Annotated in this window: 24 protein-coding genes and 1 pseudogene; 14 read left to right on the forward strand and 11 right to left on the reverse strand. The window is 70.7% G+C overall.

Features of this window, described 5'->3' with window-relative positions:
- The first annotated feature begins 510 nt into the window (after positions 1 to 510).
- A complete protein-coding gene (locus tag ACFVYK_RS11335) occupies positions 511 to 1,329 on the forward strand; it encodes an SAM-dependent methyltransferase (protein ID WP_389771607.1) in 819 nt (272 codons plus the stop codon).
- 100 nt (positions 1,330 to 1,429) lie between these two features.
- Complete coding sequence (locus ACFVYK_RS11340; RefSeq protein WP_389771609.1) at positions 1,430 to 2,014, forward strand: suppressor of fused domain protein; 585 nt, start codon at positions 1,430 to 1,432, stop codon at positions 2,012 to 2,014.
- Positions 2,015 to 2,032: 18 nt separating this feature from the next.
- On the opposite strand, the gene ACFVYK_RS11345 is transcribed toward ACFVYK_RS11340, so the two are convergent.
- On the reverse strand, positions 2,033 to 2,761 hold the full coding sequence (locus ACFVYK_RS11345; RefSeq protein WP_389771611.1) for a TetR/AcrR family transcriptional regulator: 729 nt from the start codon (positions 2,759 to 2,761) through the stop codon (positions 2,033 to 2,035).
- Positions 2,762 to 2,814: 53 nt separating this feature from the next.
- Between ACFVYK_RS11345 and ACFVYK_RS11350 the strand changes: the two genes are divergently transcribed.
- Entirely contained in the window at positions 2,815 to 3,933 is a 1,119-nt protein-coding gene (locus ACFVYK_RS11350) for an FAD-dependent oxidoreductase (RefSeq protein WP_389771614.1), read from the forward strand.
- Positions 3,934 to 4,090: 157 nt separating this feature from the next.
- On the opposite strand, the gene ACFVYK_RS11355 is transcribed toward ACFVYK_RS11350, so the two are convergent.
- Both ACFVYK_RS11355 and ACFVYK_RS11360 read right to left on the reverse strand, forming a co-directional pair.
- Positions 4,091 to 4,531 (reverse strand): VOC family protein, encoded by a 441-nt coding sequence (locus ACFVYK_RS11355; RefSeq protein WP_389771616.1) that lies wholly within the window; start codon positions 4,529 to 4,531, stop codon positions 4,091 to 4,093.
- A 230-nt stretch (positions 4,532 to 4,761) separates the two neighbouring features.
- On the reverse strand, positions 4,762 to 6,018 hold the full coding sequence (locus tag ACFVYK_RS11360; RefSeq protein WP_389771619.1) for an MFS transporter: 1,257 nt from the start codon (positions 6,016 to 6,018) through the stop codon (positions 4,762 to 4,764).
- A 112-nt stretch (positions 6,019 to 6,130) separates the two neighbouring features.
- Between ACFVYK_RS11360 and ACFVYK_RS11365 the strand changes: the two genes are divergently transcribed.
- The 3 genes from ACFVYK_RS11365 (at position 6,131) to ACFVYK_RS11375 (ending at position 9,032) form a co-directional block, all read left to right on the forward strand.
- The gene (locus tag ACFVYK_RS11365) at positions 6,131 to 6,688 is read left to right on the forward strand and encodes a CGNR zinc finger domain-containing protein (protein ID WP_389771622.1); all 558 of its coding nucleotides are present in this window, start codon (positions 6,131 to 6,133) and stop codon (positions 6,686 to 6,688) included.
- A gap of 353 nt (positions 6,689 to 7,041) precedes the next feature.
- Entirely contained in the window at positions 7,042 to 7,263 is a 222-nt protein-coding gene (locus ACFVYK_RS11370) for a hypothetical protein (protein ID WP_389771625.1), read from the forward strand.
- Positions 7,264 to 7,877: 614 nt separating this feature from the next.
- Positions 7,878 to 9,032: a N(5)-(carboxyethyl)ornithine synthase gene (locus ACFVYK_RS11375; protein ID WP_389771628.1), complete on the forward strand. Its 1,155-nt coding sequence runs from the start codon at positions 7,878 to 7,880 to the stop codon at positions 9,030 to 9,032.
- 659 nt (positions 9,033 to 9,691) lie between these two features.
- On the opposite strand, the gene ACFVYK_RS11380 is transcribed toward ACFVYK_RS11375, so the two are convergent.
- Positions 9,692 to 10,099 carry a cupin domain-containing protein gene (locus tag ACFVYK_RS11380; protein ID WP_389771630.1) on the reverse strand — a complete coding sequence of 136 codons (408 nt, stop codon included), beginning with the start codon at positions 10,097 to 10,099 and terminating at the stop codon, positions 9,692 to 9,694.
- Positions 10,100 to 10,470: 371 nt separating this feature from the next.
- Between ACFVYK_RS11380 and ACFVYK_RS11385 the strand changes: the two genes are divergently transcribed.
- From ACFVYK_RS11385 to ACFVYK_RS11395, 3 genes are all read left to right on the forward strand, one after another.
- Positions 10,471 to 11,052, forward strand: coding sequence for a sigma-70 family RNA polymerase sigma factor (locus ACFVYK_RS11385; RefSeq protein ID WP_389771632.1), 582 nt, complete (start codon positions 10,471 to 10,473; stop codon positions 11,050 to 11,052).
- Between the two features lie 376 nt (positions 11,053 to 11,428).
- The gene (locus ACFVYK_RS11390; protein ID WP_389771635.1) at positions 11,429 to 12,265 is read left to right on the forward strand and encodes an alpha/beta fold hydrolase; all 837 of its coding nucleotides are present in this window, start codon (positions 11,429 to 11,431) and stop codon (positions 12,263 to 12,265) included.
- A gap of 56 nt (positions 12,266 to 12,321) precedes the next feature.
- Positions 12,322 to 13,155, forward strand: a complete 834-nt coding sequence (locus tag ACFVYK_RS11395) for an alpha/beta fold hydrolase (RefSeq protein WP_389771638.1) — start codon at positions 12,322 to 12,324, stop codon at positions 13,153 to 13,155.
- A 284-nt stretch (positions 13,156 to 13,439) separates the two neighbouring features.
- Here the strand turns inward: ACFVYK_RS11395 and ACFVYK_RS11400 are convergent, their stop codons facing one another.
- Positions 13,440 to 16,556, reverse strand: a complete 3,117-nt coding sequence (locus tag ACFVYK_RS11400; RefSeq protein ID WP_389771641.1) for a BTAD domain-containing putative transcriptional regulator — start codon at positions 16,554 to 16,556, stop codon at positions 13,440 to 13,442.
- A gap of 791 nt (positions 16,557 to 17,347) precedes the next feature.
- Here ACFVYK_RS11400 and ACFVYK_RS11405 point away from each other — a divergent pair.
- Entirely contained in the window at positions 17,348 to 18,496 is a 1,149-nt protein-coding gene (locus tag ACFVYK_RS11405) for a serine hydrolase domain-containing protein (RefSeq protein WP_389771643.1), read from the forward strand.
- Positions 18,497 to 18,906: 410 nt separating this feature from the next.
- Here ACFVYK_RS11405 and ACFVYK_RS11410 read toward each other — a convergent pair whose 3' ends face one another.
- From ACFVYK_RS11410 to ACFVYK_RS11430, 5 genes are all read right to left on the reverse strand, one after another.
- The gene (locus ACFVYK_RS11410) at positions 18,907 to 19,353 is read right to left on the reverse strand and encodes a DUF3618 domain-containing protein (RefSeq protein WP_389771646.1); all 447 of its coding nucleotides are present in this window, start codon (positions 19,351 to 19,353) and stop codon (positions 18,907 to 18,909) included.
- The gene (locus ACFVYK_RS11415) at positions 19,350 to 19,721 is read right to left on the reverse strand and encodes a phage holin family protein (RefSeq protein WP_389771849.1); all 372 of its coding nucleotides are present in this window, start codon (positions 19,719 to 19,721) and stop codon (positions 19,350 to 19,352) included. The genes ACFVYK_RS11410 and ACFVYK_RS11415 overlap by 4 nt, the downstream gene beginning before the upstream one ends.
- Before the next feature lie 272 nt (positions 19,722 to 19,993).
- Positions 19,994 to 20,494: an FtsX-like permease family protein gene (locus tag ACFVYK_RS11420; protein WP_389771649.1), complete on the reverse strand. Its 501-nt coding sequence runs from the start codon at positions 20,492 to 20,494 to the stop codon at positions 19,994 to 19,996.
- A gap of 98 nt (positions 20,495 to 20,592) precedes the next feature.
- Positions 20,593 to 21,387: a maleylpyruvate isomerase family mycothiol-dependent enzyme gene (locus ACFVYK_RS11425; protein WP_389771651.1), complete on the reverse strand. Its 795-nt coding sequence runs from the start codon at positions 21,385 to 21,387 to the stop codon at positions 20,593 to 20,595.
- Between the two features lie 206 nt (positions 21,388 to 21,593).
- Positions 21,594 to 23,102, reverse strand: a complete 1,509-nt coding sequence (locus ACFVYK_RS11430; protein ID WP_389771654.1) for an MFS transporter — start codon at positions 23,100 to 23,102, stop codon at positions 21,594 to 21,596.
- A 115-nt stretch (positions 23,103 to 23,217) separates the two neighbouring features.
- On the opposite strand from ACFVYK_RS11430, the gene ACFVYK_RS11435 reads away from it, so the two are divergent.
- From ACFVYK_RS11435 to ACFVYK_RS11450, 4 genes are all read left to right on the forward strand, one after another.
- Positions 23,218 to 23,655 carry a MarR family winged helix-turn-helix transcriptional regulator gene (locus ACFVYK_RS11435; protein ID WP_389771657.1) on the forward strand — a complete coding sequence of 146 codons (438 nt, stop codon included), beginning with the start codon at positions 23,218 to 23,220 and terminating at the stop codon, positions 23,653 to 23,655.
- Positions 23,656 to 23,810: 155 nt separating this feature from the next.
- A complete protein-coding gene (locus ACFVYK_RS11440) occupies positions 23,811 to 24,416 on the forward strand; it encodes a dihydrofolate reductase family protein (protein ID WP_389771660.1) in 606 nt (201 codons plus the stop codon).
- Positions 24,417 to 24,496: 80 nt separating this feature from the next.
- The gene (locus tag ACFVYK_RS11445; RefSeq protein ID WP_389771662.1) at positions 24,497 to 24,700 is read left to right on the forward strand and encodes an SRPBCC family protein; all 204 of its coding nucleotides are present in this window, start codon (positions 24,497 to 24,499) and stop codon (positions 24,698 to 24,700) included.
- Positions 24,701 to 24,714: 14 nt separating this feature from the next.
- Positions 24,715 to 25,242, forward strand: a complete 528-nt coding sequence (locus ACFVYK_RS11450; RefSeq protein WP_389771664.1) for a DUF6584 family protein — start codon at positions 24,715 to 24,717, stop codon at positions 25,240 to 25,242.
- Positions 25,243 to 25,580: 338 nt separating this feature from the next.
- Here ACFVYK_RS11450 and ACFVYK_RS11455 read toward each other — a convergent pair.
- Positions 25,581 to 25,922: pseudogene (locus ACFVYK_RS11455) on the reverse strand (ATP-binding cassette domain-containing protein); the annotation flags it as partial.
- Positions 25,923 to 25,956 lie beyond the last annotated feature (34 nt).

The following is a 25,956-nucleotide window of genomic DNA, read 5'->3' on the forward strand; positions in this document are numbered from 1 at the left end:
CCTATAGGCTGCCGGGCGGCGCGTGCACCCCGCCCAGCCCAAGTCCAGCAGCCAGCAAGGAGAGTCAACCGTGTCCCAGGCGACCCACCAGGCCGAGACGTACGCCCCCCCCTCCCTCGAGGCGCCCCCCCCCCCCCCCCCCCGCCGACGAGCGAGCCACATCGCCGCCGACGGCGTGACCAAGCGCCCCGGCCAACGGGCCGACACCATGGATGCGTCGGCGCGGAGGACTTCAGCAAGGGCTCACGGGAGCAGCGCGATGCGGGGGTGGGACGGGGCGACCGGGCAGGCGGAGCTGGAGGTTGTGCTCGACGGCGTCCCCTGCGCCCAAGGCCAAGGCCTGGCCGTAACGCATACGACGCGAGCCCGTCAGTGAAGCCGGTCGCCCTGTCGTCCGGTCGAGGCCTTCGGCAGGAAGCCCCGACGTCCGTGCCCTTCCGCAGCCCCGACCGGTCTGGATGCCCTCAAAAGGAGGGTGCGCAGGCGGGGTTGCGGGGAAGAATGGCCGCCATGACGAACGCAGGCTCCTCCATCGACCCGACCAAGCCCAGCATCGCCCGTGTCTACGACTACCTGCTCGGCGGCAAGGACAACTACGCCGTGGACCGGGAGATCGGCGACGTGTTCAAACGCGATCTGCCCGGTTCGGTGGCCATCGCCTTCGCCAACCGTTCGGCCCTGACCCGGGCGGTCAGGGAGATCGCGAAAACCACCGGCATACGGCAGTTCATCGACCTGGGCAGTGGCCTGCCGACCGCCGACAACGTGCACCAGGTCGCGCAACGACACGCTCCCGAGTCCCGGGTCGTCTACGTCGACATCGACCTCCAAGTGCTGGTCCATGGCCGCGCCTTGCTGGAGAACAACGACCAGACCCGCGTCGTCGCCGTCGATGTGCGCAACCCCGAGGGCATCCGCACCCACCCCGACACCCTCGAACTCATCGACTTCACTCGGCCCGTCGCCGTCATCCTCAGCGCCATCCTCCACCACGTCAACGACGACGAGGACCCGGCCGGCATCGTCCGCTACTGGCGCGACCAAGTCCCCTCCGGAAGCTACTTCTTCATCAGCCACTTCCGCTCCGGCAACAACCCGGAGACCGTGGAGGCCGAGAAGGTCCTCCAACAGACGTTCGGCCGCGGCCGGTGGCGCACGGACGCGGAAATCGCCTCCCTGCTGGACGGCCTGGAAATCCTCGACCCCGGGATCGTCCCCGCGTCCCTGTGGCGTCCGGACATCACCGACAACCCGTGGAACGTCGGCGAAGCACGAGAACTCACGGTGTGGGAACACCTCATCGCCGCCGGACTGGCCCGCAAAGCCTAGAGCCGATCCCGGGAGACGATCGCCGGCCGGGTCGCGCCGACATCCCATGACCTCGAGTGAGCTGTCCGGGGGCGGTCGGTCGCGGTGGGATGATCGCGCGGTGAGTGATGCGAGGGTGTTGGCCGCGGGAGCCGTTGAGTCACATGTCCGGGCGTTCTTCGAAGGGCACTCCGTGGAGGTCGTCGACTACGACCTCGGGCCGGAACGGCGAAAGGTGGTGCCCGATCTCGATCTGCGAGTTCTCGTTGCGGGGCCCGGCCCCCGCAGCGACAGCTGGGCCTATGTCACCGCCGGGTGCTGGGCCGCGATGGAGAAGGACGGTCACGGCCTGGAGTTCGTCATGACCGCCCACGTCCGCGACCAGCGGTTCATCGAACTCATGGCGATGGTCGCCCACTACCACTGCGGAGGACATCAGCTCGACCTGGAGCACAGCTTGCCGATCGGTGAACCGTGGGTGCCGGGGTCGACCTGCGATCACCTGCTGATCAGCCTGCCCTATCTCCACGGACCCGACCTCGAACACTGTCCCGTTCCCGGGGGCCACGCCCGCATCCTGTGGACCCTGCCCGTGACGACAGCCGAGATCGAGTTCCGCAGGCGTCATGGGCACGAGGCGTTGGAGCAGCTCTTCGACGAGGCGGAGATCATCCCCACCGATCCTTTCAGGGCATCGGTAGCCTGAGTTCCTCTCCCCCGGCGGTCACCGATCGTGGTCGCCAGGGGCCTTTCGGCTCCAGGTTCCGCCGGCCTGGGCGAGTTTGGCGGCCACGGCGTCGAGGACCCAGTCCAGACCGGTCGCGAAGGACGCCTCGGCGTCCACGTCCGTTGCGTCGTGCACGGCCTTGGACAGCGCCGGGAAGCGGCCCGTGGCCAACATCCTCGTCACATGCGGGCCCGACGCGCGCTGCCAGTCGCGCTTGGACAGGCCCGTGGCACGCTCGGCCCGCAGGTTCGCGATCTCGCGCCTGACCGCGCCGGCGACGTAGGCGCTGACCGTCTCCACAGCACGCATGACGGTGTCGACGTCCGCGAGGCCGTCGAGGGCGGCCAGCTTGGCCTCGGTCACGGCGAGGCCGTTCGGGCCCAGGGTCGGGCGACCGCCGAGCAGGTCGCCCAGCCATTCGTGACGGAGAACGGCCTGCCTGGTGCGGCAGGCGAGGACGCCCAGCGCCTCCCGCCAGTCACCGGGACGCTCCTCGGGGAGAATCTCGGCCTGGACCTCGTCCACCATGAGATCGAACAGCTCCTCCTTGGTGGAGATGTAGCCGTACAGCCGCATCGGTCCGGCGTTCAGCCGGGCGGCGACCTTGCGCAACGACACGGCGTCGAGCCCGCCCTCGTCGGCCAGCGCGACGGCGGCGGCGACGATCCGCTCCCGGTCGAGCGGCACGGGGCGAGGCGGCGGCTCCGGCCGGTCCCACACAGTCATGGTGACATCGTACTGTTGCGAAACATTGTCACAGAGCAATACAGTGTATCGATATGAGACAGCGCATCGCAGTGGTCGGGGGCGGTCCCGGCGGCCTTACCTTCGCCCGTGTCCTGCACCGCTATGGCTACCCCGTCGCCGTCCTCGAACGCGATCCCACCCCTGACGCCCGTCCTCCGGGCGGCATGCTGGACCTGCACGAGGGGCTGGGCCAGCTAGCGCTGGCCAAGGCGGGGCTGCGGGCGGGGTTCCAGGCGCTGTCCCGTCCCGAGGGACAGGCCATGCGCATCCTGGACACGGACGGAACCGTCCTGCGCGACTGGCAACCCCGTGCAGATGACCGGGCCAATCCCGAGATCGACCGCGGGCAACTCCGTGACCTGCTGCTCGGCCCTCTCGACGTCCAGTGGGGCCGCGACGTGACGCAGGTTACGCCGGGGACCCGGGACGGCGTACTGGTCCATTTCGAGGACGGGCGACAGGAGACGTTCGACCTCGTGATCGGCGCGGACGGCGCCTGGTCCCGGACCCGCCCGGCCCTCTCGCCTGTGACGCCGCACTACACCGGCGTCACCTCGGTCGAGACCTCCCTCGACGACGTCGACACCCGCCACCCTGACCTCGCCCGGTTGATCGGCGACGGTTCCGTGGCGGTGTACGGCGTGAACCGCTCCCTGGTCGCCCAGCGCAACAGCGGCGGCCACGTCAAGGTGTACGCCAAGTTCCGCGCGCCGCTGGACTGGCACGCGAACCTGGATCTGGCCGACGTCGAGGCCGTGCGATCGAGCCTGCTGGCTCTGTTCGACGGCTGGGCCGCTCCCGTCCTCGACCTCCTCCGTCACGGCACCGCTTTCGTCCACCGCCCCTTCTACGTGCTGCCCGTGTCCCACACCTGGACCCACGTCCCCGGGGTGACGCTACTGGGCGACGCCGCCCATCTGATGCCCCCACTGGGGGCGGGCGCGAACCTCGCCATGCTGGAAGGCGCCGAACTCGCCGAGTCCATCGGCACCGGCCCTGGAGACCTGGACGAGGCCGTGCGCGCCTTCGAGGAGCAGATGTGGGCACGGGCCGGGAGGTGGGCGAAGATCACGACGGCCGGTCTGGAACGCCTCGTGGGCCCCGACCCCGCCGAGGCCGTCGCCCACTTCGACCAAGTCCAGCCATCCTGACCGCCCAGCACGCACACGACCGCGAAAGTTCGAACGGCCCGCCGTCGGGAGTCCCGTGCGGCGACGGCGGGCCGCAGGCGGGGGGAGCGGCGCGCGGCTCCTGATCCGGCCGTTCGCCCCCTCGATGATCTCGTCCGGCTGCATGGTTCGGTTTCCCTCAGCGCAGTTGCTCGGCCAGTCCGACGATGATGCCCTCCGGGCCGCGGATGTAGCAGAGCAGGTAGCTGTCCTCGAACCGGGCGATCTCGCCCAGGAGTTCGGCGCCGTGAGGGCGCAGGCGGGCAACGGTGTCCTCGATGTCGTCGACGGCGAACATCACGCGGTGCGTGCCCAGGACGTTGTGCGGCCGGTCGCGCGGCCCGGCGCTGATCGCCGCGGGACTGCGGTACTTGGCCAGCTCGAGCCGGCTCTGACCGTCCGGGGTCCGCACCATCGCGACGTCACAGCGGACGCCGTCGAGTCCGGTGCACTGGTCGGCGACGAGGCCCTCGACCTGCGCCCTGCCCTCCAGCTCCATGCCGAGTTCCACGAAGAACGCGATGGCGGCCTCCATGTCCTCGACGACGATGCCGACGTTGTCCATCCGTTGAATCGCCATACGGGTCCTTTCCGTTTTTTCTCATGCGGCCGGTAACGGGCGTTACCGTCCCCGGGCGGAGCGGGGTCATGGCCTCGACCTCCGCCGACGTCAGACCTCAGACCTCAGACCTCCGAGACTGCGGGGTCACGCCTCAGCACCGTGAAACGACAGACCCGCCGGCCAGGTGCCGCCATCGAGAGTACGTGCGGGCAGGTGGCCGCTCCGATGAAGACGCGGCAGAAGGAAGTTCAGGGCTTCGCGCTCAGGTCGGATGAGCGGTGGTCGGCGCTGCTACGGCTCTCGTGCAGCAGGAGTACGCCCAGCGCGGCCGCCACGACCTGGCAGGCGGCCACCGCGACGACGAGGCTCCTGGGCCCGGCGGCCTGCCAGACGCCCGCAAGAGCGGCCCCGCCGGCGGCGAAGGTGCTCTTGATGCTTGCTCCCAGGGTGAAGACCTGAGTGCGCGCACTCGCGGGCGCGTAGCGGTCGCGTCCGGTCAGCAGTGCGGCGAAGAGCGGGCCGGTACAGCACCCGGCCAGGACGAAACCACCGGCTGCCACGATGGCGCTGTCCGTCAAGGGCACAGCGGCCAGCGGCACCCCCGTGGCGAACAGCAGGGCGACGACGGTCCGTTCAGGGCGCCGGGCGCCCCACGGCCGCCAGGCGTACACCAGGGATCCGGCCAGCGAGCCGAGTGCCATCGCGGTCATCAGACCGCCTGCCATCCAGGGCGTCCGGTAACGGGCGGCGAGCAACACACAGACCACGGGCAGAGCGCCGACCCCGAGTTGCCCCAGCCCGCTCGCCCACGTGAGCGAGCGCAGCCGCGGATCGCGGACCAGCAGCACGATGGCGGCGCCCAGACCGGCGGGGCGCCGTGCGGAGCCCTGTCCGGGGCGGGCTCGCAGCGGCAGGGCGAAGACCAGCAGACCGCCGACGGTGGCTGCGGCGCCCAGGGCCACGACGGCGAGGGCGGGACCGGTGACCGCCGTGAGCACGGACGCGAGGGCGGGCCCGGTGATCCCGGCCAGATTGTAGGAGACGGCGTCCAGGCTGAAGGCGCGGCCCAGCGTCGTGGACGGCAGCAGATCGCTCAGCAGACTGGTCAAGCCACCGGTCAACAGAGGGGTACAGCAGCCCGCCGCGCCGGCCACGGTCAGGACGACCGGAGCAGGCGCCCGCCCGATCAGCACCGCGACCGCGGTCAGTCCGGTCCCGTAGCAGACCAGGCAACCGGCGTGGAACAGCCGGCGGCGCCGGACCCGGTCCGCGAGGGCGCCGGCCAACGGGGCGGCCACGACGCTGGGAACCAGCAGGGCAGCGACGAGGGCACCGCCGAAACCGGCACTGCCGGTGCGTTCCACGGCGAGCACCACCACTGCGACCCGCGCTCCTTCGGAGGCGAGGCGGACCAGCAGGGCCACCTGCAGGTACCGGGCGAGGACCCAGCTGTGCGTGCCTGGGCGCGTTCCCGGACGCGCGGGGGTCCGCGTACGCATGTGCATGCCCCCATCCCGGGCTCCGTACCTGGGTCGCCCCATGCGGCCCGCCTCCTCTTCGTCATACCCTGAAGGTATGACGACATGTTCCCTCCAGATCCCCGCCCATACTCGGGGTGTGAGATTCACCTTCGTCAGCGATCACTTGGCCCTCGACTTCGCCGCAACCGTGGCCTGGCGCACCACCCGTCACACGGAACTGCTCGCCGAGCCGGAGGACTTCGCCCGATGGGCCACCGCGGCAGCGGTGGTCGAGCGCCTGGAGGCGGTGACTCAGGCTGACCTGGCCACTGCCCGCAGGCTGCGCGAGGCGATCTACCGCCTGGCCCTCGCCGCCGCCACAGGAGAACCGGGTGACCCGCAGGACGCGGCCCGGATCCGGCAGACCGCCGCACGCACACCGGTCCGCCCAGCGCTCCAGGCCCTGGGACGGGTGGAACGCCGAGGCGGAGTCACAGAGGTGCTGGCCACGGTCGCCGCGGGCGCCAGCGACCTGCTCGGCGGCCCCGATCGACTCCGCATCCGGCGCTGCACCGGTGAACCATGCACACGCCTGTTCCTCGACCGCTCCAGGGCAGGCAACAGATGCTGGTGCTCGAAGCGAAGCTGCGGCAGCAGGATCAACGCCGCCGCCTACCGCCGTCGAGTCCGCCAGGACGAGCAGACCAGAGAGTGAGGAGGAGCAAGCACCCCCTGAGGAGCCACGCGGCGGCGACCGAGTCCCACATGCCGACAGGTACGGCATCTACGTGCGCTGACGGACGTCTTCGGGGTGACGGGACAGCCAAGCTGCAAGGGTTGCGCCTGCCGAGCAGCGGCACAGGAGGCCAGGACGCAGCGCCGACCCGTCGGACGGCCGTCGCCGCGTCCCCCGAGGCTCCGTGCGGGCGTCGGCCCTGCGGAGCCGATGGAGCGGGACGACATAGCCGATGGCACCGGCGGACGTCCCCGTCATCGGCCCTTGATCATCGGCTGGGGTGCCTGCCCGGGGACAGGGGTAGGAGAAGGTACGAGGGAGGAGGGACGCCTATGAGTGAAGGTCAGGGCCGTGAGTGGCCGGCGATGACGCCGGCGGACTTCGACCGGGACGTCCCGCTGTGTCTGAACGTGGGGACGGGACCCACCCCTGTGCCGGCCGAACCCGACGAGTACGGCACGCTTCCCCTCTTCGGCAAGGCGCCGCCCGCCCGGCAACCGGCCCGGCGCGCCGAGCGCCGCCCCGGTCTGGTGGAGCAGGGCGAGCTGTTCTGACCGACTCAGGACCGGGCCGTGACTGCCAACCCCCGCAACGCGTGCTGATCGCCTGCACCGGCCATGACGGATACGTCCGGGAAAGCCTGGCCACCGACGGGGGGCTCCGTTTCGGCCCGTGGAATCGTCCGGCAGGCACTCGGGCACCCTCCCGGGCGACGCCGGCCATCGACGCCACCGCCGACTCCTTCAACATCACCGTCAGGTGGGACGGCACAAGGAGCGGCGCGTTCCCCGACAACTCCATCGTGGGAAAGCGCATCAACCAGTAGGGGCTTCGGCGCCTTGGGCGATCCCGCCTGATCTTGGGCGTCTTCGAAGCATGAAGTCGGAGGAAGTGGACGGGCTCCGGGGCCGGTTGCCGGTGCGGTGAGGTCGTCGCAGAGCGGTGATCGGGCCGGATCTATCGGCGGGGTCTGATGCCGGCAGGGCCCGTTCGGCGACCTGACCGCACCGATTTCCTGGCGCGGCAGGCCCGGCGGTAACGGCGGGACACGGCCCGGGGCCGGCGACGTGAGCGCATCTGACTACTTCCTGCGGAACCCGGACCTGCTCCGGTGTGCTAGACAGGGGGCAACCAAAGGGGCACTTTGCAGCAGCTCACGCTCGGAATCATGTCGCAGACCCGCAAGGAAAACGAGCATCGTCTGCCCGTTCACCCGGCACATTTCGACCGCATCGATCCGTCTCTCCGCAAGCGCATCTATCTTCAGGAAAGCTACGGAGAGCATTTCGGCGTCCCGGACAGCCAGCTCGCGCCGCTCGTCGCGGGCTTTCGCAAGCGCGAGGAACTCATCGCCGACTGCGATGTCATCCTGCTGGCCAAACCGCTGCACGACGACCTGGCCGAGTTGCGCGAGGGGCAGGTTCTGTGGGGTTGGCCGCACTGCGTGCAGGACGAGAGGGTCACCCAGACCGCCATCGACCGGCGGCTGACACTGATCGCCTTCGAAGCGATGAACCACTGGACCGCCAGCGGCGCCTTCAACCTGCACGTCTTCCACAAGAACAACGAGCTGGCCGGGTACTCCTCGGTCCTGCACGCCATGCAGCTGACCGGCGTGACGGGCGACTACGGGCGACGCCAGCGTGCCGTCGTCATCGGCTTCGGCGCGACCGCCCGCGGCGCGGTGACCGCGCTCAGCGCCCTGGGCGTGCATGACGTCGACGTGCTGACCGCCCGTGGCGTCACCGCCGTGAGCTCCCCCATCCACTCAGCGCGGATCGTCCACTTCGACCACGACGAGGCCGACGACACCCTTGACCCGCGGCGCAGCGTCGCCCTCACCGAGGACGGCCCCCTGCCGCTGGCCGAGTTCCTCGCCGGGCACGACATCATCGTCAACTGTGTGCTGCAGGACACCGAGGCGCCGCTGATGTTCCTGATAGACGAGGACCTGCCCAAGTTGGCCCCCGGCACCCTGGTCATCGACGTCTCCTGCGACGAGGGAATGGGTTTCGACTGGGCCCGGCCCACCACCTTCACCGACCCGATGTTCACCGTCGGGAACCAAGTCAGGTACTACGGGGTGGACCACAGCCCCTCCTACCTGTGGAACTCCGCGACCTGGGAGAACAGCGAGGCACTCCTGCCGTATCTCGACGTCGTGCTCCAGGGCCCCGACGGCTGGGACGCCGACGACACGATCCGGAAGGCCATCGAGATCCGTCGAGGCGTCGTGCAGAACCCGAAGGTGCTCGCCTTCCAGCAGCGCGCCGCGGAGTACCCGCACGCCCACGAGGGGCCCCGGGCGGCGTCTCGGCCGTAACGGCGGGGACTCGCCGCCAGGGCGCGTACGACCGCGCGGCGCGCACTGCCGTGGTGCGGTGGCCGGCCTGGCCCCGAGCGGGACCACCGGTGACGACCTGCAGGGGGACGGAGAACCGGTCGTCGCGCGCAGAGACGCCGACCCGCCGTGCACGGAACGGGACCAACGTCCCGTTCCGCGCACGCGGCCACCAGCAGCACCCGGTCCACCAACGGCAGACGCCCGGGCCGGCCCTCACCGGGGCCATGCACGCCCCGCTCCTGCACCGCCCGCAGCCTCCCGCACCACCCTGGGCAAATCTCTCACGGCTGGACATGCCGGAGCGCGTCAGCAGACGGTCCCGCTCACGGCGCCTCGAAGTACTTCTGCTTCTCCGACCAGGCGCTGTACGCCGGGCCGTGTGCCGGCTTCCTACCGGGCACACATCCGGCGGAAGCCGGTGCCGGCATCCCGGCCGCAGCCCCACCCCTCCGCCGGCCTTTGCCGTTGACGAACAGGCGTCCGGCGGTGTCTGCGCCGGCCCGGCTTCCGCCGCCCAGACGGCCCGCCAACGCTGACACGCCGGCTGGTGAGCGATCCCCTTCAACGCTGCGGTGCACAAGCTGTGCCACAACCCCGCGGAGCGGCGGGAGCGTTCCGGTGCCTCCGTTACACGCCCTTCAGCTCGTGGGCCGCGCGTGGATCTGCATGCCGGGGCGACGCCGGTGGACGGTCAGGTAGGACAGGCCCTTGTCCCCCGCGGCAACGCTACGGCCGGTGCCGTGCGGGAGCCAGACGAGGCTGCCCTGGCGCAGCGGTTGCGGTGCCGGCTCGACGTCGAGGGCGCCGTCACCGGAGACGACCAGTACCAGGACGTCCAGGTCGGGCTCGACGTGCGGGGCGATACGCTCGTGCGGCGGGATGCGGACGAGGTTGGCGTCGAGCTGGCGTCCCGGCTCGGTCAGCCGCCACAGCGCCCCGCCCGGCGCGTCGTCGCCGGCCGTGAGCGACTGCGCGTCGCACAGGACACGCGGCCCCCCGACGTCGATGCGGCCGCCCTCGTCGGGCTGGTTGCCTGCGCCGTTCATCGTCCCGCCGCCCTTCTCCCATTGACCTTCGCCCGGTGGCCTTCGCCGTCGGGGACTCCGTCGCGTCCGCGGTCGGTGATCGCGAAGGCGTGAGTTCCGGAGTCCCGTCCCAGGATCCCACGGTGGACGGGCCGTCCGGCAGGCGGACGCAAGGCAGTGCGGCCCAGCGGCCGGGTCCTCACCCGCCTGCAGGAGAGAGGCATCGCCGCAGCGGCTACGACGACGTGTCGAGGTCGGGCGGCAGGAGTCGACAAGCAGGGCGGCAAGAAGACGACAAGGTCTGGCCAAGCCTCGCCGAAGAGTGTTGACCCACGTGCCTGCCTGTGCGGGAGGCACGCCACAGCACACTTGAACAAGATGGGGCGCCACCCATGAACGGGACCATGGAGCCGGGGACTGCCACCCTCGTTCCCACCCGGGCGTATGCCCGGCACGTCGCGTCGGACGTCGACTGCGACACCTTCATCCGGGACATCTACGAGCGGTACGGGCCTCTGCTCGTCCGATACGCCGTGCGGCTGCTGGACGGTGACTGGCACAAGGCGGAGGACATCCTCCAGGAGACCACCGCCCGCGCCTGGAAGCACGCAGGATTCCTGGACGCCCGCGGCGAGCACATCCGCCCGTGGCTGTACACCGTGGTCAGAAACCTGGTCATCGACCACCACCGGGCCCGGCAGATCCGCCCGTTGGAACTGATGCCGGTCGAGGATCTGGACGCCACCTGGGACGGCACGGACGCCACGATCACCTCCCATGTGGTGCTGGAAGCCCTGCGAGACCTCACCGAGCAGCAGCGGACCGTCATCCGGCTGATGTACTACCTGGGATGCAGCGTGGCCGAGGCAGCCGAGCACCTCGGCATCCCGGCGGGGACCGTCAAGAGCCGCTCCTTCTACGCCATGCGGGCACTGCGTAAGGCGCTGGAGAAGCGGGGCCTGCTGCGCGAGTAGCCGCGGTGTCGCCGTGAACGGGGCGCCGGGTCGGCGGGAGTCCGTCATCGCCTGTACGTGCCACCGGCCGGGCAGGCAGTTCGCCTCGATCGCCGGCCATCGGTGCATCCGCCGCGATGGGCATGAGGGGCCGACGGCCGCTCGTGGCAGCTGTCCGGTTCGGGGGACCGTCGGTCTGACCAGGCAGGCGGACGCCCGGCCGCCCGGGGCGCGCGGTGCGAGGAAACAGAGGTGAACCGGTCCCGGCCTCCGGTCGTAGGGCAGGAGGTAGGCCCGTTCACTGCGGTGCCGAGACACGGCGCCGCCCACCCTTCGGCGTCAGCCACAGTCCAGCCGGTCCGATCGGGGCCGGAACCCGTCAGAAGGAACCTTCACCATGCGCATCACCCGCCCGACCCGCATGACCCGGCACGCTCTGCTCGGGGTCACTGCGGCCGTGGGCCTGGCCGTCACGGCCCTGACCCTTCCCGGGGCGGCCGGAGCCGCCCCCCGTCAGCAGGACCGGCCGACGATCGTGCTGGAGCACGGGGCGTTCGCCGACGCCTCCAGCTGGGACGGTGTCGTCCGGCGCCTGAAGCGGGAGGGCTACCCGGTGGTGGCCGCCGCCAACCCGCTGCGCGGCCCGGCGACCGACGCCGCCTACCTGCGCAGCGTCCTCGACCACATCGACGGACCGGTGGTCCTCGTCGGCCACTCCTACGGGGGCACCGTCATCAGTCAGGCCGCCAAGGGCCTGGAGGGCAAGGTCAAGGCCCTCGTCTACATCGCCGCGTTCCTGCCCGACACGGGCGAGAGCTCCCTCGGGCTCACGAACAAGTTCCCAGGCAGCACCCTCGGCGACGCTGTCACCTCGGTGAACTACACGCTTCCGGACGGCAGTCAGGGATCCGACGTGTACATCGAGCCGGACCGGTTCCGCCACCAGTTCGCCGCGGACGTACCGGCCTCCGAGGCCGGGCTCATGGCCATCGGACAGCGCCCGATCGCCGCCGCCGCACTCGAGGAGAAGTCCACCCTGGCCGCCTGGAAGACCATCCCCTCCTGGTCCCTGGTCACCACGGAGGACCTGAACATCCCCGTGGCCGCCCAGCGGTTCATGTCGGCCCGTGCCCACGCGCGCACCACCGAGATCGACGCCTCCCACGCGGTGTCCGTCTCCCACCCCGGCGCCGTGACCCGCATCGTCGAGGACGCCGCCCGCACCGTCCGCTGACCACCCCGAGCCCCACCCGCACAGACGACAACCCACCACGAAAGGCAGCGACCACCATGGCGTTCATCACCGTCGGCCAGGAGAACTCCACCGACATCGAGCTGTACTACGAGGACCACGGCACCGGGCAGCCGGTCGTGCTCATCCACGGCTACCCGCTCGACGGCCACTCGTGGGAGAAGCAGGCCGCCGCCCTGCTGAAGGCCGGCCACCGGGTCATCACCTATGACCGGCGCGGCTTCGGCCGCTCCAGCCACCCCACCACCGGCTACGACTACGACACCTTCGCGGCCGACCTCAACACCCTTCTGACCACGCTCGACCTCAGGGACGCCGTCCTGGTCGGATTCTCCATGGGCACCGGCGAGGTCGGCCGCTACCTGGGCGCCTACGGGTCCGACCGGATCGCCAAGGCCGCCTTCCTCGCCTCCCTGGAGCCCTTCCTGCTCAAGACCGACGACAACCCCGGCGGTGTCGACGGCGGCGTCTTCGAGAGCATCGCGAACGCCGTCACCGCCGACCGCTACGCCTACTTCACGTCCTTCTACGAGGACTTCTACAACCTCGACGAGAACCTCGGCAGCCGCATCAGCGAAGAAGCCGTCCGCAACAGCTGGAACGTCGCCGCCGGCGCCTCCTGGCACGCCTCCCTGGCCTGCGTGGCCACCTGGACCACCGACTTCCGCGCGGACATAGCCAAGATCGACGTTCCGGCCCTCATCCTGCACGGCTCCGCCGACCGCATCCTGCCCATCGAGTCCACCGGCGAACTCTTCCACCAAGCACTCCCGCAGGCCGAGTACGTCGTGGTCGACGGCGCCCCGCACGGCCTGCTGTGGACCCACGCCCAGGAGGTCACCGACGCCCTCCTCGCCTTCCTGGCCAAGTGATCGGCGGCGACTCGCCCCTTCCCGCCGGGCGGTGAACCACCCGCGCCCCGCCACCGTTTCCGCGGTGGCGGGGGCATCGGCGCCGCCGTCGCCCTTCCGAGACGGGCCCGTACAAGTAACCGGTCATGCCCTGCCGACAGGGGGAGAGCCGCCCGCGCGTGCTCGGCAGCCGGACGACCGTCCCGCCCATACGTGCTCGGCAGCCGGACGACCGTCCCGCCCGCGCCGCCGAGGCGAGGCGTGGCCCGACGCGAGGTTGGGCGGCCCGGGCCGGACGACGGCCATCAGCCACCGGCGTGGGTCTTCACCTTTCCGACGGCGGCCCCCGACGGCGCGGGAGCCGCGAGGCCCGTTTCGGCGTCCAGGCCCGTGAGCCGGTCACGGAGCTGCTCGGCGCTGTACGACAGCAACTGCTGTTCGGCACTGTCGAGCGCACGGATCCAGTCCGCTCGCGCGGCCTCCCGGTCGCCCATGATCAGCCGTGTGTCGCCGAGCCGCATCAGCGCGCCGACGAAGTTCCTGGGGTCGCCCAGATCCGCGAACGTCTCCATCGCCCGCCGGTAGCAGGCCAGCGCGTCCTCGTACCGGCCGAGCAGACGCAGGGCGTGCCCCAGGACGTCCCGGCACTGAGCCTCCTGCCACGGTGCGTTCAGGAGCTGGAACAGGGAGAGGGCCTCCTCGCTGTAGGCGAGCCCTTTCTCGGGCTCTCCCAGGTTGGAGTACAGCCAGGAGAGCTCGACGAGGCACTCGGCCAACCACAAGTCGTCCCCCGTCGCCCGGGACAGCTCGAGCCCTCGCTCGGAGAACGCCACGGCCTCCCGGACCCGGCCGAACAGGAACAGGGCGCACGCCTTGCCGTAGTGGGCGCGGGCCTCGTCGTTCACCGCGCCGAGTTCCTCGAACAGCACCGTGGCGCGTTCCATATGGGCCAGGGCCTCCCCCTGGTGGCCCAGGTAGCCGTGGATGCTGCCGAGGCTCCGCAGGCAGCGTCCCTCCTCCAGGCGGTCGCCCCGTCGCCGGGCCACCTCCAGGGCCGGGCCGAGCGCCGCGATCGCCTCGGGCCAGTGTTCCTGCCGGTTCAGGTACTCCTTCAATGACCAGGCCAGTCCGGTGATGTGACGGTCCAGCCCCTGATCGACGGCGGTGTGCAACAGGCCGCTCAGTACGCGGTGTTCCTCGCTGAGCCACCGGCCCGCCTGTTCCACCGTGGTGATGCTCTCCGGAACGACGCCGACACTCGGGGAGCCGAGGTCGCGTTCCGGTTCGGAGTCCTGCTTCAGCAGCCGGTTGGCCGCTTGCGCCGTGAACATGTAGTGGTCCAGAACCCGGACGGTGGCCAGGTCGCGCTCTTGGGCGGTGTCGTGGGTGTGGGTGAGTTCGGTGGCGTAGCCGCGCAGCAGGTCGTGCAGCGTGAACCGGCCGGGCACCGGCTGTTCGGCGAGGCAGGACCGCGTCAGTCCGGCGAGCAGGCGGCGCGTCCGGGCGAGGGGCAGTCCGGCGAGGCCGGCGGCGGCCGGGGCGGTGATGTCGGGCCCGGGATGGAGGGCGAGGAGGCGGAAGAGGCGTGCGGCGGCTACGTCGAGGGCCTGGTAGGACCAGGAGAAGACGGCCCGGACATCGGTGGTGGCGTCGAAGCCGGTGAACGCCTCCAGACTGCCGTGGGCGTCCCGCAGATCGTCGGCGATGGCGTACAGGGGAAAGGTGGGCTCGAGCTCGGCGCGGGCGGCGACCACGGCGAGCGCCAGAGGCAGTCGGCCGCAGAGTCGGACGATGTCGGCGACGGCGGCGGGCTCGGCGGCCAAGCGCTCCTCCCCCAGCCGCCGCGCCAGCGTTTCATGGGCCTCGGCTTCTGAAGGCAGGGGCAGGGTAAGGGACTTGGCCCCGTCCGCCGCTATCAGACCCTGAAGCTGGTTGCGGCTGGTGACCAGGGTGAGACAGCCGGTTCCCGCGGGCAGCAGAGGGCGGACCTGCTGCTCGTCGCGGGCGTTGTCCAGGACGAGGAGGACCCGCCGGTCGGTCAGGAGACTGCGGAAGAGCGCGCTGCGGGCGGCGGTGTCCTCGGGGATGCGCTGGGCGGGGACGCCGAGAGCGGTGAGGAAGCCGCGCAGGGCGTCGCCGGGGTCCACTGCGGAGGCATGGGGATGATGTCCGCACAGATTGACGAAGAGCTGCCCGTCGGGGAAGGCGAACGCCATCTGGTGGGCGTGGTGGACGGCGAACGTGGTCTTGCCCACGCCGGGAGCGCCGCCGATGACGATGACGGGGGCACCGGCCGGGCCGGCCAGGCCTGCCGGGCCGGCCGTTCCGCTCGCGGCGGACAGCCACGCGCCCTCGGTCGTCCGTCCTGTGAAGACCGGCAGGTCGCCCGGCAGCTGCGCCGGACACGACACGGGCGGTGCCCCGGATCCACCGCCGTCCTCGATCGAGAAGCCAGGCGCATGGGATGGCCTCGCCCCCGCGGGCGGCTCGAAGGCCTCGGCGCCAGGAGGTGCGGCGGCGGCTTCGGTCCCCTCCTGCTTCGCCGCTGCTCCGGATCCTTCCGGTCCGCCCGGATCGCCGCCGCCGTCCGCCGCGCCGGCCACAAGTCCCACGGCGTTCCCCGCGTTCGGCACCGTCATGGGCGGTAGCTCATGGCGGAGGATGCCGTCGTGCAGCGCGCGCAGTCCCGGGCCGGGATCGAGACCGAGTTCGTCGACGAGGTGCCGGCGCAGGTCGGCGTAGCGCTGCAGCGCTTCGGGGTGGCGTCCGGCCAGGTACAGGGCGCGCAGCAGAAGGGCCCACCCGGTCTCCCGCAGCGGGTGCCGCGTCGTGAGATCCCCTGCCGCGTCCACGGCTTCGGTGATGCGCCCGTCCAGGAGCAGGGCGGTGGTGCGGACCTCCTGGACGGTCTGCCGCAGTTCCTCCAGGCGTGCCGCCTCGTGGGCGGCGAACAGGTGATCCGCGGCGTCGGCGAGCGCGGCCCCGCGCCACATGTCGAGGGCTCGTCCGGCCTCCTCCACCACACCATCGGCCCGGCCTTGGTCCAGCAGTCGGTGCGCGCGAGCGACGGCCCGCTCGAAACGCACCGTGTCCCGGCTCTCGGACGGGACGCGCAGGGCGTATCCCAGCGGCTCGGTGACCAGCACCTCGAACGCCCCTCCCCCGCGCAGATGCGCGGGCTCCAGTACCGCCCGCACCTTGCTGACATGGGCGTGGAGCGAGGCCATGGCTCCGCCCGAGGTCCGTCCCGGCTGCCCGGACCACAACTCCTCGCACAAGGCCTCCGGAGCGACCGCGCGGCCGTCGGCGAGCAGCAGCCGGATCAGCAGCAAGCGCTGCTTCCGGCGTCCGCAGTCCAGTGCCACGCCTGCCCGCCGTACGATCAGCGGACCCAGCACTCCGAAGTCGAGTTCATTCCCCACAGTCTTCACCGTCCCCCCGGCACATCCTGCTCAACGGTGTCGCCACCCCACGCGCCTCGCGCCTGCCCCCAGTCACACGAGCGGGCCGATCCAGCCACGGACGACTGCTTCCGGTCTGCTCTGGTGCGTACAATCCCGCCGTGACGCGGCGGTGAACGCCGCGCCCTGTCCGGTCCGAACGCCTGCGGTCATGGCCACCCTGTCGCACGGCACGCCACCCGAAACCGGGCGTCACGCCTGATCAGAGGTGAGGACTTCGTCGTCCGCTTCCCGCGTCCCAGCTGCGATTTTATCAGGGCGCGATGCGGCTCCGGCTCCCGTCGGTGGCAGGCTCGTGCCATGGGGCGGCGCATCCGGCAGGAGGCGGGAGGCGATGCCTCGGCACGCCCGGGCTTCTCCGTGTGGTGAACCAGAAGCGTCGGATCCACGTTGAGCCGTTCGGACGCGCGCGCGTCCAGTCCCGCGGGCCGCCGAAGAGCCTCCGTTTCGTCGTACAGGGGCCCCGTCAGTACTTGCCGGCGCCATCAAGACGCTCAACGTCCCCGCGGCGCAAGCCCATGACAGCCCGTGCCCCGCCGGGCACTTGTGCGTCTGACAGCACGGCAGCTGCGACGGCGCCTCTCGAACCTGAAGTCCTGACCTCGAGCGTCCGCCCTTCCGCTCGAAGCCCTTGGCGTTCAAGTAGCGCCCCGAATTCCTGCTTTGTGAGCTCGGGCACGGGACGTGAACCGAGCCGTCGGTCCCCCCGTTCCTGTCCTTGAAGATCGCCGTCGAGCACAGAAGAGAAGACCATGGTCACCATCGAAGGAACAAACAGCGCCCGGTTCGAACCGCTCCGCGCGGCGCTGGCAGCTCACCTCGAGTGCGGCGATGAGCTGGGGGCGTCGATCGCCGTCGACGTCGACGGCGTCATGGAAGTCGATCTGTGGGGTGGGCACGCCGATGCGCAACGAACCGTTCCTTGGGGTGAGGACACGCTGGTCAACCTGTGGTCGACCACCAAGACGCTCAGCAGTCTGGCGGCCCTCGTCCTCGTCGACCGGGGAGCGCTGGAGCTGCACCGCCCGGTCGCGCACTACTGGCCCGAATTCGCCGCCCGCGGCAAGCAGGACATCGAGGTGCGACACGTGCTGGCACACACCTCGGGCCTCTCCGGCTGGGAGCAGCCCTTCACCGTGGACGACCTCTACGACCATGCGAAGGCGAGTGCCCGGCTGGCCGATCAGGCCCCCTGGTGGAAGCCGGGAACCGCTTCGGGCTACCACATGCAGACGCAGGGGCAGTTGGTGAGTGAGCTCGTCCGCAGGGTCAGCGGCCGAACCCTGACCGAGTTCGTCACCACGGAGATCGCCGATCCGTTGGGGGCCGACGTCCAGATCGGGGCACGGGAAGCCGACTGGTCGCGTATCGCCGAGCTGGTTCCGGCCTCGCAAGCCCTCGACCTACCGGCTGATCTCGATCCCGAGGCCGTCTTCACCAAGACGTTGCTCGGAAGTCCCGCCCGGGACGAACACGTCGACACACCGCGGTGGCGCCACGCCGAGCTCGGAGCCGTCAACGGCCACAGCAACGCACGTGGCATGGTCCGCGCGCTCTCCGCCATCTCGCGGCGCGGCGAGGTGAACGACGGCCGGCTGCTCTCCCCGGAAACGGTGGACAAGGTCTTCGACGTGCAGGCCGACGGCATCGATCTGTTCCTCGGCGTCCCCGTGCGCTGGGGCATCGGCTACGCCATCGCCGACGTGCGGACGATGCCGCACATGCCCACCGGACGGATCTGCTTCTGGGTCGGTCATGGCGGCTCGATCGTCATGATGGACCTCGATCGGCGCGTCACCTTCGCGTACACGATGAACAAGCTGGGCGCCGGAATCCTCGGCTCGGAGCGCACCCACCGCTACCTCCGGCACGTCTACGAAGTTCTCGACGCCGCGAACTGAGCGCCCCGGCGCGGCCTTGAGGCCGTCGACGCGGCAGCCGCGTGCTTGTCGGATACGACGGTGATCTTCCGTGGGACCTTCGACCGGAGGGAGGCCGGTCATCCGGTCTCGGCCGGCCTCCCTCACGCTGACGGTATCCACCGGGGCCGGGGTCCAGTCACACGACTGGTGGCGGCAGCGCCGACACGATGGACGGCCGCTCGCCTCCGGCCGAGGTCGCGCCCCGCACCGCGGTGGCGAGCCGGGCTTCGCTCGGGCGCGGTCCTCGGCGGTGGCGTCCGGCGCGCCCTCGTCAGGGCCGGGCACCGTTCATGCCTGGGTGAACAGTGCTTCCACGAGCATGCCGCCGACCGCGTGCAGGGCGAGTGACCGACCGGCTTCTGGTCGATCAATTCGCTGCCCTCACGGCATCACCCCTTCCGGCGGCACAGCAGCCACAGCGCGACACCGGTGCCCGCGGCCGCCAGCAGCAGGCCGCGGTTGTCGCGCGCGACCCGGGCCGCCTGTGCCGCCTGAGCCCGCACCGGCTCGGGCGCCTTGTCCTGGATCAACTTGCCGGCCTGGGCTGCCTTCGCGCGTGCTTGCGAGGCTGCCTGGGCGGTCTTGTCCTTCACCGGGTCGGGCAGCTTGTCCTGCACCCGGGACGCGGCCTCGGCTGCCTTGGACTTCAGTTCCCCGGACTTGAGCGCGGCCTGTTCCCTGACCTCGGCGGCCTTCTCCTGGGCGCGGGCCCTGACGTCGGTCTTGCCCGCGAGGGCCTCCACGGTCCGGCCGAGCTCCTGGCGGGTCCGCTCCACCTGATCGCGCAGCTGCTCGGGGTTCTGCGCGGTGGGCTCGTCATGAGGCGGCTGGGTCATCGGTGTGCACTCTCCTTGATCTCGGCCACATCGGCCTTCACGTTCTCGATCGTCTGCTCGGGCGTGGGAGGCGCGGCCCGGCTGACCTGCTTCTTCCCGGTCAGCGCCATCACCGCGGCGATGGTCCCCAGGACGGCGGTGACGATGAGGGCCGCGGCCCACACCGGCAACGGCACCGCCAGCGCGGCGATGACGGTGGTCACCAGCGCCTGAAGCGTCAGGAATCCGACCAGGCCGGCGCCGCCGAACAACCCACCTCCTTTGCCGTACCGTTTGCCTTTCTCCTTCATCTCGGCCTGCGCCAGCCGCAGCTCGCCTCGCACCAGTTCGGTCAACTGCTGCGATGCCCGCTGCACCAGCTCTCCCACCGGCTCCGAATCCGTCGTGGCCCGCTGACCGGATCCGGCATGCGGCTGGATGCTCGACACGGTGATCACCTCCCGTCACACGATTCCTGTAAAGCCCGTTGGGCGCCGCAGCGCGCCCTCCCGGTGCGCAGGCGAGTACCCCGAACGCGGCGGTTAAGGGCGGCCGAGTGCAGACTGTCCGTCACCCGGTCAGCGGTAGGCGGTAGGCGGTGCGAACGGGCCCCCTGTGACGCGCCACGCTCCGCGGCCACTCCCGCGTGGTCACTCGCCCGTCACTCCTGGATCCCGATGGCCTCCACCGGTCGGGCACGGAGCATCAACCGGGTGGGCAGCATCCCGCCCGCCACGGCCAGGAGCGCCGTCGCCCCGATGACGGCGAGCCGTCCCAGCGTCGGCGCCGTCGGCCAGGGGCCGGTCAGCGCCGGAGAGATCTGGACCAGCGGTGGGACCGAGAGCAGGGTGCCCAGGCCGCCTCCGACGGCCGCCACGGCGAAGCTCTCGCGCCGCGTCATGGCCAGCACCTGCGATCGGCTGCCGCCGGTCAGCCCCAGCAGCGCGAACTCGCGCCGGCGGCTCGCCGTGTTCATCGCCTGGGTGCTGACCGAGTCCCAGTTACGAGGCCGACGTGGTGCTGAGAGCGGCCGTGCCCGGCGCCAGGGCGGACAGGTCCCCTTCGCGTTCGTCGAGGTGTCGACGGTGGCGCTCAGGGCCGACGGCTGAAGGCCCTGCGCGGACGGGGAGACCGCCTCCTGCGTGCCGAGCAGCGATCCCACGCCGACCGCCTTGGACCGCACGCGGACCGGACCTGCTCCAGCCGATCCAGTGACGCCGACCTGCCCGAGCGTCGGCTGGCCGGCCTCTAACTGTGCTTTCAGAAGGCGGAGTTGGCGAACCAGTGCGCCAAGAGGTCCTTGTCTCCGTCGTGTGTGAAGGCCGCCGCGTCCCGGTGCGGTCGGCCGTAGACGAGCAGCAACAGGTCGGCCGCGGTTCCCTGGACGGTTGCGTCGGCGGATTCGGCGGCGCCGGGGTTCGCGTCGAGCCCGAAGCCGTCGGGCCGCAGGCGGACGAGCCAGTCGCCCTCGCCGTCGGTCGCCCGGAAGCGGATCGACTTGTCGGGGCCGCGCAGCTTGGCGACGTCGGGCGCGAAGGACGTGGCGAAGGGCAGATTGACGAGGAACTCGTCGATCCCGTCGACCGCCAGCGGGCGGTCGAGCGTGGGCCGGCGGCCCAGGGCCAGCTCGGCGTCGACCCGGTGCACCAGGGTCTCGAAGAGCATCCGGCGCGCCCAGAAGCGGGCGTGCTGGTCGACGCCCCATGCCCACATGGGAAGGTTCGGGTCGGTGGCCGCGAAGGCCTGCGCGGCGACGGTCGCACTGTCGGCCAGCCAGTCGACGTACTCCTCCTGCCGCTCCGGGATCCGCAGGTCCACCTCGCGCTTGCGCGGCGGCTCCTGGATGCGTGCGTGCAGAAGACTCGAGAACCAACGCTGGACGCTGCCGGTGTGCTTGACCAGGTCGGCCAGCGTCCAGTCGGGACAGCTCGGCACGGGCGTCGTCAGGTCGGAACCCTTGAGCGCCGCGACGAATCGGGCGGTCTCCACCGCGATCGCGGCGCGGTGGTCGACCGGACCGGATCCGTCCACGGGGCGGTCCGAGGAGTTCATCATGAAACCTTTCTCTGGGTGACGGCTTCGGTGTGACGGCGAATCGGGCAGCCATCAGGCGGCTGAGCTGAACGTGCCGGACCCGATCCCTCGGCGGCGGGGAGGATCAGGGTGCCTCGGGTCTCGGGTCCCCCTCCGACGGACGAGGGGTCGCCTACCCGATACCCGCCGACCGCCTCGCCCGGTCAGGGCCCGCTCAGCCGGCCTGATCACGCCGACTTCGCCCCGGACTGAACCGCTGCAAGCTCCGCCGTCTCGGATGAGGCGAGATTGCGCGTCACGGGAGTGCGCGGCGCGGCTGCTCTCCTGAGTCCGACGAGAGCGACGGCGGCGACCAGGAGGAACGCGGCTCCGGCGATGGCGAAGCTCAACGTGAACTGGCTTTCCTGAGGGAGGGCGGGCATGCCGGCCGGCAGCGGGACGGACTTCGACGCCAGCAGCGATGTGATCACCGCGCTCGCGACAGCGCTGCCCACGGAGCGTGAGATGGAGTTGATGCCGTTGGCGATGCCGGTCTGGTGGGGCGGGACGCTGGCGACGATGAGCGCGGGCATGGAGGCGTACCCGAAACTGATCGCCAGACCGATGAGCATGCCGGCGCCGATGACGGAGGCACTGGTGTCGTGTGCGACGGTCAGCCAGGTGAAGCCCAGCACTCCGAAGCACGCCCCGGCGGCCAGCGTGACGCGTGCGCCGAGCCTGCCCACCAGCACACCGCCGAACTGGGCGCCCAGCAGGGAGACGAGCGTGGTCGGCAACAGATAGACGACGGACGCGGCGAGGACGGAAGCGCCGAAGCCGTAGCCGACCAGGCCTTCGGGCATCTGCACCAGGTACGAGACGCCGATGAAATGGGTGAACATCGCGAACCCCAGCAGCAGGCCCGCAAGGTTGGTGAAGACGACGGGCCGGTGGGCGAACATCTTCATGTCCACCATCGGATTCCTGACCCGGCTTTCGGTGAGGACCCACACGCCCGTCATGACGACCGCGCCGGCGAAGGAACCGAGCGTGCGGCCGGACGTCCAGCCCCACTCGCGCCCCTGCGAGATCGGCAGCAGCAGGAGCAGGAGCAGGATCCCGAGGGTCAGCGCGCCCAGCCAGTCCGTCCGTCCGCCCGATGTCGCACGGGAAGCGGGCACCGTGACCAGCACACCTGCCAGTGCCACCACTGCGAGCACGGCGGCCAGCCAGAAGACGCGGTGGTAGTCGGGGTCGGAGCCCCGGGTGAGCAGCCCGGCACCGACCAGGGCGAGTCCACTGCCGAACGCAAGCGTGCCGCTGACCAGCGCCATCGCTCCATGCAGCTTCTCCGGCCTGATCTCCTCACGCAGCACGGAGAGGGCCAGCGGGAAGATCGCGGTCGCAGCGCCCTGCATCACCCGCCCGATGATCAGCCACGTCAGCGAGGTGGTGGTGGCGGCGAGCACCGACCCGGCGATCATCACGATCAGCACACCGACGAGGGTGGGCTTCTTGCCGTGCTGGTCGCCGAAACGGCCGAGCAGCGGGGTGAACACGGCGGCTGACAGCAAGGTGGCCGTGGTCACCCAGCTGACGTTCGCCGTGCTGACCTTCAGGTCGCTCTGGATGATGCCCAGGATCGGGACGACCAGGGTCTGCATCATCGAGACGACCATCGCGGCGAGTCCGAGCACCAGGACGATCCCGGTCTGTCCGGAGGACCTCGTCGACGGTGCGTGCGTTGCGTGGAGCACGGAAGCTCTGCCCTAACTATTTGAGAACCTCGATGCTTGAGAACTTCAAGCAATGCGCCAGACGGTATCCGGCAATATTTGAGATGGTCAAACTTCCGGGCTTAGGGTGACTCACATGACAGGAACCCGCGGTGTCGACACCGCGCAGCTCATGGAGCTGCTCTCGGTGTCGCTCGGTGCCTACTACGGTGATTTCACGGTGGCCGCGGCGAGCGAGAACCTCACGGCCAGCCAGGGCAAGACGCTCAACGTCCTGCGCCGCGGGCCCGCCGCGATGCGTGTCCTCGCCTCCATCCTGACCTGCGACGCCTCCAACATGACCGGGATCATCGACCGGCTGGAGAAGCGCGGCCTGGTGCGCCGCGAGCCCAGCCCCACGGACCGTCGCGTCAAGAACGTCGTCCTCACCGAGGAGGGCGAACGCGTCATCGACGTGATCCGCGGCAGGATGCACGCCACGCGCGCCGGCCTGGACAACCTCAGCGCGCAGGAGCGGGAGACCCTGTACACCCTTCTGGAGCGCGCCTTCGTCTCGCATCCCCCTCGCGTCTGATCCGCGCACTCGGCCGGCCAGGGCGGCGGCGGTGCATTGGATCCCGTCGCAGGTAAGCGCTGATCCGGACGACGGCCCTGGTGCCGAGCCTCGGAAGTTTCGCCGATGAGTTTCCGGCGGCTGTGCCGTCTACCCGTCGACGAAGGGAGCGCACCATGCGCAAGATCATCGTTTGCACGTTCCTGACGCTGGACGGCGTCATGCAGGCCCCGGGCGGCCCGGACGAGGACGCCGAGAGCGGATTCGCGTACGGCGGCTGGCAGAAACCGGTCTCCGACGACGAGGTCGGCACGGCCATCGCCGGCTGGTACGAGGACTCCGACGCGATGCTGCTCGGCCGCAAGACGTACGACATCTTCGCGTCCTACTGGCCGACCGCGGATCCCGGCAACCCGTTCACCGATCGAATGAACAGCATGCACAAGTACGTGGCGTCCCGGACCCTGACGTCCGTCGAGTGGCAGAACTCGACGCTGCTGGAGGGCGACGTCGTTGACGCCGTACGCCGGCTGAAGGCGTCCGACGGCGGCAACCTCAACGTCGTCGGCAGCGGTGACCTCGCCCAGACCCTCATGCGGCACGACCTCGTCGACGAGTACCGGCTGACCATCCATCCGGTGATCATCGGCACCGGCAAGCGGCTGTTCGCCGACGGAGCGATCCCCACGGCCCTGGAACCGGTCAGCGTCTCGACGACGAAGGGCGGCACCGTCGTCGGCGTCTACCGGCCGAGCGGCAAGCCCGGCTACGACAGCTACTGAGCACCTGCCGACGGGGGCGAGCGTGTCACGCGGCGCCACCTTTACGCGGCCGTGACCCGCGCCCCTGGGAGCTTCCCCATGTGGAACTGACCGCGACCACGACCGTCGCCGAGCCTGCGGAGGAGGTCTACGGCCTGTGGAGCGACCTGGAGCGACTGCCGGACTTCATGGCGCACCTGGACGAGGTACGCGTCACCGGCCCGCGCACCACCCACTGGCGTGCGAGCGCGCCGTTCGGCGAGTTCCGAGCGGCAAAACCAGATCGACGTAGATCAGTGCGGTAGTCGATCATGCGTTCATGCCCCTGAGAGAGACCCTTGCCCGAGTCGACGAAGAGCTGGCCGTCGGCCGCGTTCCCTCCGCACGCCAGCGCCTGCGTGGTCTCGTCTCGTCCTTCCCGCAGGACCTGACGCTGCGATGTCGTCTCGCCGAGGTGTACCGGCTCTACGGCGACGCCGCCGAGGCGGGACGCTGGATGTACCTCGACGAAGACCGGAACGCCGACGAGACCGCCGCCTTCGAGGCACGGTACGGGTCTCCCAGGCGGCGGATGAAAGCCCTCGCCTGGCACGGCCCCGAGACGGAGGCCGCCACCGCCTTCGCCGAAGGACAGCTGACCGCGGTGCGGGCCGCCTGCGCCGAGGAGTTGGGGCGCCCCGTCGACTGGAACGACCCCGCCTCCTACCGGGACGACTTGGAAGGCGAGGACGAGGCGCCCTCCCGTCCATGGACGCTGAGCGGTGTGCTGGCGGGCGCCGGCTGCCTGGTGGCCGCCCTCGCATTCCTCGCGATCTGGGTGAACGGACTCGTCGCCCTCTTGACCTGACACAGGTCACCGAGGTCGGTGAGGGCTCCGTGCCGGTCGTTCCGGCTGGGGCGACGGCACGCCCAGAACCTCCCGCCCCTGTCAGAGGGTCGTCGATGGGCGGGCCTCTTGTTCTTGCGGAACGTGGCGCCACCCGCATCCGCCGTCGGCTCTTGCCCGCCCATGTCGGCCTCGGCCTGACCGCGGGCCTGCACGTCTCCGGCGTAGGCGGTGAGCGTGACACGGTCACCGTTGTGCCCGTGACCGCGGTCCAGGTCCGACGGCGGGCTAGGCCACCGCGCTCAGCGCGTCCGCAAGTCTGCGGCGGGAGGCCCGGGTCGCGGGGAGTGCGGCGAGCGTCACCGCGCCGAGCAGTGCGGCCGCGCCGAACGCGGACAGCGCGAGGGCGGACGGCGCCCGTGCGATCCCGGCTCCGATGCCGCTCGAGCGGCCCTCGGCGTCGATCTGATCACGCGGTCCGCGGCGCTCGCCATGCGTGCGTCATGGGCGACCAGGAGAATCGTCCGGCCGCGCTGGTGGAAGCGGGACAGCGGTCGCGTCACCTCGCGGGTGCCCTTGCCGTCCAGGCTGCCCGCGGGCTCGTCCGCCAGCAGCAGGGGGGGATGGTTGACCAGGGCCCGGGCGAGCGCCACCCGCCGCTGCTCGCCGCCGGACAGCTCCCCGGGCAGCAGCCGTGCGCGCCGGGGCGCGGACGCGGGCGGCGCCGCCCGCCGG

Origin of the sequence: Streptomyces sp. NPDC058291 (assembly GCF_042880855.1) — a bacterium.
Classification (GTDB): Bacteria; Actinomycetota; Actinomycetes; order Streptomycetales; family Streptomycetaceae; genus Streptomyces.

Coding starts and splice junctions, on each gene's coding strand:
- ACFVYK_RS11345 (WP_389771611.1), bottom strand. CDS start 2,761: ATGACTGTGTGGGACCGGCCGGAGCCGCCGCCTCGCCCCGTGCCGCTC.
- ACFVYK_RS11380 (WP_389771630.1), bottom strand. CDS start 10,099: ATGAACGGCGCAGGCAACCAGCCCGACGAGGGCGGCCGCATCGACGTC.
- ACFVYK_RS11375 (WP_389771628.1), top strand. CDS start 7,878: ATGTCGCAGACCCGCAAGGAAAACGAGCATCGTCTGCCCGTTCACCCG.
- ACFVYK_RS11405 (WP_389771643.1), top strand. CDS start 17,348: ATGGTCACCATCGAAGGAACAAACAGCGCCCGGTTCGAACCGCTCCGC.
- ACFVYK_RS11390 (WP_389771635.1), top strand. CDS start 11,429: ATGCGCATCACCCGCCCGACCCGCATGACCCGGCACGCTCTGCTCGGG.
- ACFVYK_RS11395 (WP_389771638.1), top strand. CDS start 12,322: ATGGCGTTCATCACCGTCGGCCAGGAGAACTCCACCGACATCGAGCTG.
- ACFVYK_RS11355 (WP_389771616.1), bottom strand. CDS start 4,531: ATGGCGATTCAACGGATGGACAACGTCGGCATCGTCGTCGAGGACATG.
- ACFVYK_RS11410 (WP_389771646.1), bottom strand. CDS start 19,353: ATGACCCAGCCGCCTCATGACGAGCCCACCGCGCAGAACCCCGAGCAG.
- ACFVYK_RS11440 (WP_389771660.1), top strand. CDS start 23,811: ATGCGCAAGATCATCGTTTGCACGTTCCTGACGCTGGACGGCGTCATG.
- ACFVYK_RS11435 (WP_389771657.1), top strand. CDS start 23,218: ATGACAGGAACCCGCGGTGTCGACACCGCGCAGCTCATGGAGCTGCTC.
- ACFVYK_RS11425 (WP_389771651.1), bottom strand. CDS start 21,387: ATGATGAACTCCTCGGACCGCCCCGTGGACGGATCCGGTCCGGTCGAC.
- ACFVYK_RS11385 (WP_389771632.1), top strand. CDS start 10,471: ATGAACGGGACCATGGAGCCGGGGACTGCCACCCTCGTTCCCACCCGG.
- ACFVYK_RS11335 (WP_389771607.1), top strand. CDS start 511: ATGACGAACGCAGGCTCCTCCATCGACCCGACCAAGCCCAGCATCGCC.
- ACFVYK_RS11350 (WP_389771614.1), top strand. CDS start 2,815: ATGAGACAGCGCATCGCAGTGGTCGGGGGCGGTCCCGGCGGCCTTACC.
- ACFVYK_RS11450 (WP_389771664.1), top strand. CDS start 24,715: ATGCCCCTGAGAGAGACCCTTGCCCGAGTCGACGAAGAGCTGGCCGTC.
- ACFVYK_RS11370 (WP_389771625.1), top strand. CDS start 7,042: ATGAGTGAAGGTCAGGGCCGTGAGTGGCCGGCGATGACGCCGGCGGAC.
- ACFVYK_RS11360 (WP_389771619.1), bottom strand. CDS start 6,018: ATGCACATGCGTACGCGGACCCCCGCGCGTCCGGGAACGCGCCCAGGC.